The sequence below is a fragment of the Pseudorhodoplanes sp. genome (genome assembly GCF_035565795.1).
In the GTDB taxonomy this organism is placed as follows: domain Bacteria; phylum Pseudomonadota; class Alphaproteobacteria; order Rhizobiales; family Xanthobacteraceae; genus Pseudorhodoplanes.
Window position 1 is genome coordinate 1 of sequence record NZ_DATMRV010000050.1, and the last position, 7468, is coordinate 7468.

General features: G+C 62.7%; 10 protein-coding genes and 1 tRNA gene. 1 reads left to right on the plus strand and 10 read right to left on the minus strand.

What is annotated here, in order from left to right:
* The 6 genes from VNZ93_RS05575 to VNZ93_RS05600 form a co-directional block, all read right to left on the minus strand.
* Positions 1-443: MBL fold metallo-hydrolase (locus tag VNZ93_RS05575; protein ID WP_325701252.1), on the minus strand; the 443-nt coding region annotated here is incomplete at its 3' end.
* A gap of 147 nt (positions 444-590) precedes the next feature.
* Entirely contained in the window at positions 591-1355 is a 765-nt protein-coding gene (locus VNZ93_RS05580) for a hypothetical protein (protein ID WP_325701255.1), read from the minus strand.
* 149 nt (positions 1356-1504) lie between these two features.
* The gene (locus tag VNZ93_RS05585; RefSeq protein ID WP_325701258.1) at positions 1505-2110 is read right to left on the minus strand and encodes a hypothetical protein; all 606 of its coding nucleotides are present in this window, start codon (positions 2108-2110) and stop codon (positions 1505-1507) included.
* A 58-nt stretch (positions 2111-2168) separates the two neighbouring features.
* Positions 2169-3053: a bifunctional methylenetetrahydrofolate dehydrogenase/methenyltetrahydrofolate cyclohydrolase FolD gene (gene folD / locus VNZ93_RS05590; protein ID WP_325701261.1), complete on the minus strand. Its 885-nt coding sequence runs from the start codon at positions 3051-3053 to the stop codon at positions 2169-2171.
* A gap of 17 nt (positions 3054-3070) precedes the next feature.
* Positions 3071-3400, minus strand: a complete 330-nt coding sequence (locus tag VNZ93_RS05595) for a DUF167 family protein (protein WP_325701264.1) — start codon at positions 3398-3400, stop codon at positions 3071-3073.
* Positions 3401-3420: 20 nt separating this feature from the next.
* The gene (locus VNZ93_RS05600) at positions 3421-3711 is read right to left on the minus strand and encodes a YggT family protein (RefSeq protein WP_325701267.1); all 291 of its coding nucleotides are present in this window, start codon (positions 3709-3711) and stop codon (positions 3421-3423) included.
* Between the two features lie 260 nt (positions 3712-3971).
* Here VNZ93_RS05600 and VNZ93_RS05605 point away from each other — a divergent pair.
* A tRNA-Ala gene (locus tag VNZ93_RS05605) sits at positions 3972-4047 on the plus strand.
* A 176-nt stretch (positions 4048-4223) separates the two neighbouring features.
* On the opposite strand, the gene VNZ93_RS05610 is transcribed toward VNZ93_RS05605, so the two are convergent.
* The 4 genes from VNZ93_RS05610 to VNZ93_RS05625 all read right to left on the minus strand — a co-directional run bounded on the left by VNZ93_RS05610 (position 4224) and on the right by VNZ93_RS05625 (position 7376).
* Positions 4224-5687, minus strand: a complete 1464-nt coding sequence (locus VNZ93_RS05610) for a DUF1254 domain-containing protein (protein ID WP_325701270.1) — start codon at positions 5685-5687, stop codon at positions 4224-4226.
* Between the two features lie 226 nt (positions 5688-5913).
* Positions 5914-6435, minus strand: a complete 522-nt coding sequence (locus tag VNZ93_RS05615; RefSeq protein WP_325701273.1) for an FUSC family protein — start codon at positions 6433-6435, stop codon at positions 5914-5916.
* Between the two features lie 74 nt (positions 6436-6509).
* Entirely contained in the window at positions 6510-6641 is a 132-nt protein-coding gene (locus tag VNZ93_RS05620; RefSeq protein WP_325701275.1) for a hypothetical protein, read from the minus strand.
* Positions 6642-6734: 93 nt separating this feature from the next.
* Positions 6735-7376, minus strand: a complete 642-nt coding sequence (locus tag VNZ93_RS05625; RefSeq protein ID WP_325701277.1) for a tetratricopeptide repeat protein — start codon at positions 7374-7376, stop codon at positions 6735-6737.
* Positions 7377-7468 lie beyond the last annotated feature (92 nt).

Consider the following 7468-nt stretch of genomic DNA (forward strand, 5'->3'; position numbering starts at 1 on the left):
CGCACATCCTTCACCTGCACATCGTGGCGCATCGGCTTGCCGCGCTCTTCCGCCCAGCCGCGCAACACATGCGCGATGCCCGGATCCGGATTGTCGGTGAAATGCGTCGAGTGCGCGTGGTTCATGGTGACGATATCGGGAAGCACCGGCGGCCGGACATAGTCGTTGTAGTCGGTCGCGATCCGCACCAGGCGCGGGCTCTCGATCAGGAAGGTGGAATGGCCGATATAGGTGATCCGTACCTGGTCGGACTGGAGCTGGGCGACCCGGAACGCAGCGGGAATGACGCGCGGCCGGTCTGATGCGACGAGACCGGGACAGTTCTCCGTCATCTCGGGCTTTGCCGCGGGCGCCTGAATGGGCTCGAACGCTGCGGCCGGCGCGCCGGCATGGCAGACTGCCGCGGTTATCACTGCGACGGCGAAACCAAAGGACATCCGCATTCACAGGCTCCCTTGCCGGCCCGACTATGACATGGCGGAACCGAGGGCGACAATTCACCTGAGTGCAACCGCGCGGCGGCGCCTGCCCAACAAAAAAGCGGCGCCGATCCGGCGCCGCCTGAAGCGACTGTGAAGCGTTGCAGCGTATCAGCGCTGCGACACGATGAAGCCCTTCGGTGTCACGACCACCCAGCGGCCGTCCTGACGACGGATGGTCTCGACACGGCCGAGGCCCGGAAGATTGGCGCCCGGGACGACTTCGAACATGCCCATGCGCTCGTTCTCGACCATGGCGCCGCCGCGGAACACTTCGCGCACCACCCATCCGTTCACCACCGTCGGACGATCCTCCTGCTTCGCAGCGATCGAGCCCGTGGTCTCCGGCGCGGTCTGCGCCGCGGATGCCGTGCGCTTGTCGATCCGCTCCAGCAACTCGGACAGCTTGGCGACGCGCGATGCCGGTTCGGCCTGCGCCTTCTCTGCACGGTCGACACGATCGGCAATCTTCGCCATCTGCGCATTCGCGGCCTTGGCGTTGCTGTCGATGCTCGCCTTCAGCGAAGCGACTTCGCTCGAGAGCTGCGTGATCACGCCGCGCAACGCGTTCACCTCGATCGTGCGCGCGTCCGGCGATGCCGGTTGAGGCGTCGCGAAGGCAACCGCGGCGGCAGCACCGACGGCCGATCCGACCGCAGCCGATACTGCGATTGCGATCGCGAGGATTGCGGCGCGGCTGAAGCGCTGGCGCGTCGACGGCACGAACATGGCGGGAGCCTTGTCGTCGTCGAGCCTGCGATACGACGCCTGCTCGTGCTCAATGCGCTCGACCTTGATTTCGGGAGCGCTGGAATCGGCGGCTTCGATTTCTGGCTTCACCGGCTCGGCAGCACCGGACTCATTTACAGGACCCATGACGGGACACTCCGGAAGGTGATACTTCACCAACCGGTAACCAACGGCGCTTACAAAAAAGTTAAACTTTTACCGGCTCGCGCCGACGTGATCGCGCGCCGCGTGCTGGTTAACTTTGCCCTAACGCGCCGCGCCCGCGCATCGATGCATCAGTGCATCAGCATGCGCGGCGAAAAGCCGGGACCGGTCTTGCCGTGACTGTCCGGCGCATCCTTGCCGCAGCGGAATGTGCGCGCCTTCTCGTCGGCTACCTTGCGTGCGAGTTCGTTCGCATCCGGATTGGCGCGTGCGTCAACATAGCCGACATGGCACACGCCACCCGGATCGAGCCGCGTGATCACCAGCACCTGACCGCGCACGACCTCACCGTCGGGATTGGGCTCTTCCTTCTGCACCGTCGTCGACCAGCGCATGATCGCGGCGAATGGGCGCTTCTTGCCGCCCGGCAGCGTCTCGATCCGCCATTCGACCACATCGCCCTGTCCGTTGAACGACATCAGCGTCTCGCGATTGGCGAACTCCCTGCGGGCATTGCGGCCGAAGCTGACGAACGAACGCTGATCGCCGCCCGAAATATAGATCGGGATGCTCGCATGGCCCTTGCACAGCCATGAGCCGTAATCCTCGGCGATACGGCCGGGCGTATGCTTGCAGGCCTTCAGGTCGATCTTCGTATAGGCGTGCTCGATGCCCTGCGCGGCAGCGCCGCCCGCAACACCGATCGCAACAGCAGCAGCCGCGAATAGCCGAACCATCGCATCCCCTCCCGCACCAACGACTGTATCAGTCGCGCGCGCGGGGATGCAGGTTCGATCAGACTTTCGGCTCTGGCAAGCCTGCCGACGCGCAGGCGGCGCGCAGCGTGTTGAGGATCACGCATGCGATGGTCATCGGCCCGACGCCGCCCGGAACCGGCGTCACCGCGCCCGCCACTTCGAGCGCTTCCTTGTAGTTTACGTCGCCGACGAGGCGCGTCTTGCCGCCCTCGCCCGGCACGCGATTGATGCCGACATCGATCACGGTCGCGCCCGGCTTGATCCAGTCGCCGCGCACCATCTCCGGACGGCCGACCGCGGCGAATAACAGGTCCGCACGCCGGCACACATCCTTCAGATCCTTCGTCTTTGAATGCGCCACCGTGACGGTACAGTTCTCCGCCAGCAGCAATTGCGCGAGCGGCTTGCCGACGATGTTGGAGCGGCCGATCACCACCGCATCCATGCCGGCGAGCGAGGGATGGATCTTCTTCGCGAGGATCACGCTGCCGACCGGCGTGCACGGCACCAGCGCGCGCTGCCCGGTCGCGAGCCGTCCGGCATTCACGGGATGAAAGCCGTCGACATCCTTGCCCGGATCAATCGAGTTCAGCACCAGCGTGGAGTCGATCTGCGAGGGCAGCGGCAATTGCACCAGAATGCCGTGGACGCTGCTGTCGGCATTCAGCTGCTCGATCAGCTTGAGGAGATCGGCCTGCGATGTATCGGCTGGCAGCTTGTGATCGAAGGATTTCATGCCGGCCTCGGTGACCGCCTTCGACTTCGATTTCACGTAGACTTCGCTCGCCGGATCGTTGCCGACCAGCACCACGGCAAGGCCGGGCACGATGCCGTGCTCTTTGGCAAGCTTCGCCGCTGCGGTCGCGATATTGCCGCGCAGCTCCTGCGCGATAGCCTTTCCGTCAATGATGGTCGCAGTCATCTCTTGTCCGTTACGAGCTAAAGATCGGTCACAAGCTTCTCCAGCCGCGCTGCGAGTGCAGCACCGTCGCCTTCGATGGCAATACGCTTGATGCGTGAGGTTTCGCCGGCCGCCACTGTCACCGTGCGGCGCGGCACGTCAAGCGTCTTTGCGAGCAGTAAGACAAGCGCGGCGTTGGCTTCGCCCTCGGTGGGCGCCGCCCGCACGCGCGCCTTCAGCACGGGCCGCCCATCGGAAAGCGTCTCGATTCCATCGAGCGCATCGCGCCCACCTTTGGGCGTCAGCCGTATGGTGACGGAAAGACCGGACGATGTTGCCGTCCAGGGCAAATCCGATGGATTCGGCAAGGCCCGTTGCCCAACCGGATTCAGAACACGTTGGGATAGATGTAGCGGGTGATCACGCTCTGGATGAAGATGATGATGAGGATCACGATCACCGGCGAGATGTCGATGCCGCCGAGGTTGGGCATCATGTTCCGGATCGGCCGCAGCACCGGCTCGGTGATGCGCCACAGGAAATCGCCCACCATCGCCACGAACTGGTTGCGCGTATTCACCACGTTGAACGCGATCAGCCAGGACAGGATCGCCGATGCGATCAACAACCAGATATACAGCTGCAAAACGATCAATATGACGTCGAGGAGCGCGCGCATCGGGCGGAGGTCTTCTCTTCGGAGGTGGTATCCGAGGTGTATCGGCTCCGCCGATTCCGGGCAAGCCGCGGTCCGCTGGGGCACCCGCGTAACATTGGCGCCCCGTTCCCCGCGCCCGCACGAGGGTGTTTTCCGCCGTCCCGGACAACCCTCGGCAAACCCCTGCGGCTCGTCCTTGACTTGGCAAAAGGCGGGTCCTAAATGGCCGGACTTCGCCCATTCTCGCGCATCCGGGACGGCTTTGCCGGCTGCGTCTGGCGGGGGCCGTAGCTCAGATGGGAGAGCGCCTCGTTCGCAATGAGGAGGTCAGGGGTTCGATTCCCCTCGGCTCCACCAACCACCCGCAATTTGCCGAAATTCGAAGCCGACTGGGCCTGCCGCGACCGGTCCGAAGCTCGGCCGCGCCGGCGCGCCCGGATCCTCACAAATTAACGCGCCGGAGCGCCCTCATCCCGCCGGCTTCGCCGTAGCGGGCAGCAGTTCGCACCGCTGCCCTGATCGCTCCGGTACCTTTACTGCGCCGCCAGGCTGGGCAGCGCGTTGACGCGCGTCACCACCGGCGGATTCCATTTGCCGGTCAGCGCCTCCGACTTCGGCGCATAAAGCCGAAGCAGCAGATTGAACGCGCCCTTCGGGGCGGGAAGCCAGTTCGCTTCCTTGTCGACACCCGGGCTCTCATTCTGGAAATACAGGTCGAGGGATCCGTCCATATTGTATTTCAACGGCATCCAGCTGCTCAGGTTGAAGCGGTTGAGCGCGTTGGGCACCTGAAACCCCTCCGAGTCGTAAAGCGTCACCGACCAGAACGCATTTGCGGGCGGCAGCGCGCTCTTTTCGAACCGAAGCGCGTATTTCTGCGATCCATCGAGCGGCCGTCCGGTGTCGTCCGCCAGATTGACCGGATAGATCGCGTCCTCCGGCAGATTTGCGCCCAGCCCCAGTTGCGCAACGATCGCACGCTTCAGATAGTAATTGCCGTAGACGCCCATCGTATCGGTGTTCATCGACCAGCCATTCACCACGCGGGCGAGCGTCGGCACCTTCCAGGCCATCAGTTTCTGTGCATCCTCCGGCGCGCTCATCAACGCCTTGCGGATTGCAGGGTCGAGTTTCTGCGCATCGAAGCTCCTGCCGGGTTCAAATCCGATCTTCTTCAATTGCGCGACCATCGGCTCGTCGGTGATGTGCGGCGGTATGGTCTTCAGAAGCTCCGCCGCATAGGCGAAGTACTTGTCCGCCGGCATCGTATCCACCTGGACCTTGGGCGGCGTCGTCATGTCCACGTTCGGGTCGATTGTCGCGGTGACCGGCGTGGGCGTCTTGCCCCATTGCGACAGCGGCGTCACCTTGTATCCCGCCTGGATCTTGTTGACCGCCGGATAGTCAGGAGGACCGTCGGTCTTGGTGCGGCCGATGATCCAGACGATTGGCGTCGGCGCTTCGATGCGCTGCGTATTTGCCGGGAGCTTGAACTCCTCGATGAAGCGGTCGCGCAGGTCGGGACGCCAGCCTGGAGGCGTAATCAGGAAGGTCCCAGCTTTCGTGCCTGTCGTGCGCCATCCGGGCGACGCGAACACATCGCTCCACATGTCCAGCATCGGCAGCAGATAATAGCGGCCGTCCGTGTCGGGCGCCGACACGATCATCGGCTCTTTCGTCATGTCGAGCCAAACCGACGAATATAGCGTATCGAAATTGTAGCGAACGACGCCCTTGTCGGTGCCGGCAGGATAGGCCGACATGCTCTGAAACGCGTTCATCGGACCGCGGCCAGGTACCTTGCCGGGGTCAACGTTCGTGAACTGCTTCCTGGTAATGTCCATCGAGATGAGCGGGTAAAAATAGAGATAGGCATCGACAGCGATGGCATGAGCCTCTTGCTCGGACAGCGCCGCTTGCGCATGCGCTGCGGTAAGCGCGGACGACGCGCTGAGAATGCCAACGCAGGTCAGTGCTGCAAACGCTCGGTACTTCATCGGCAAGTCCTCCCGTTGTCTCCCCGACACGAGCCCGATCGGCCGCGGGGGCACCGCGGTGATGCGGCGCGAGCGAATACTGCGCCTGGGCAGGAACCAGGCAAATCACAGTGACGGGAACACATGCGGGTCGTTGCGGTGTCATCGTAAGCGAAGTTCGACCTTGGCCTTCGCCCGCGACGAACATCTGCGGTTTTCTCATGACCGGCACAGGCCGGCCCACGAACTAGCCCGCGTCGGCGCCGTCATTCCGGTCAACGACACCACGCGGCTCTTCGAAGTTGAACAATTTCGGGACATAGCTGATGACCCAGGCGACGGCGACACCAAGTCCCGTTTCGGCGAGGCGATGAAGCGCATACGTCCAGGGCTGATCGGGATTATCCAGTACAATGATCCCGCAAATGAACGCTGCCACGCGCGCGCCGGCTGCGCCTGCAAACACCTGACAGGTGACCATCGCGACAAGAACGCTGAAACCGACCGCCACGGCACCGGACGGGATGAGTGGCGCGAGCAGCGCACCCCAGGCCGCACCGACGACGGTGGCCATCATGCGGATCAGTCCCAGTCTTCGGCTTTCGGCGGCAGACAAGTCGGTCACGAGGACCGCGGCGATAAACGCAAAGATGGGATAACCAAAAGAACAATATCGCGCGATGGCGACTGCAAAGCCTCCGGCCACAGCCGCTCTCAACGCCAGCTGCACTCCGGACCAGGTCGCCTTGCTCTTGAAATCCAAGGTCACAGTCCCCGGTCGTTCAGGGCTCGGCAGACGAAGTGCGCACCTGACTTAGGCAATCCGCTCTGGATGTCGTCGCGTCAGCGGCTCAACCACCCAGTGAGGTCAATGATGGTGAACATCCACAGACCCAGCGAGAGCGCACCGAGCCCAATGACGACCGGCAAGAACAGCCGGTCGTAAAGCTTCGTTTCCGGCAATACTTGCAGCACGACTACTCTCCCACTCGACGCCACGCTCAAAGCCTACAACAGGGTACGAGGGCCACACATCAACGAACCGTGAAGAGAGGCCGCACCTCCTGCTTACCGTCCCCCGCCCTTGATCTTCTGCTCCAATCGCGTCACCGCTTGCGGCCCGTCGGTATCGCTCGGCGACAGCTCCGCAAACTTCTTGAAATCTGCCAAAGCATCGGAGAGCGAGCCTTTCATCTCGAGTGCATTGCCTCGATTGAAATAGGCGCTCGCATCCTTCGGGTTCAACTTGATTGATTCATTGAGATCGGCAATCGCCTTGTCGAATTCTTTCTTTCGAATGAACGCAACGCCGCGATTGTTATAAGCCTTGGCATAACGCTTGTTGATCTTGATCGCTTCGGTCGAGTCAGCGATCGCCTTGTCGTGGTCGCCTTTCCTGTTCCAGGCGACGCCGCGATTGCTGAGTGCGCGCGCATGTTTCGGATTGAGTTTGAGAGCTTCGTTGAAATCGGCGATAGCCTTGTCCTGGTCGCCTTTGGCGCTCCAGGTGAAACCGCGATTGCTAAAGGCGTCCGCGTCCTTGGGATTTCCGGCGATCACCTTGTCGCAGGCCGCGATCGCGGCGTCGCCCGTGCTCTTGGCGCAAAGTTCTCGCTCGTTTTGCGCGAAGGCCGCACTGGCCGTGACTGAAACGACGAGGGCAACAAAACAGGCCTGAAGGCAAAGCTGCAATTCGCGGGGCCGTCGCATGGTCCACCCCTTTCGGCAAGCTCACAGGGGGAGCTTATCGCTTTTGCCGAAGGCTGAAATGCGACTAACGCCCGGCGGCGCACATTTTTTTG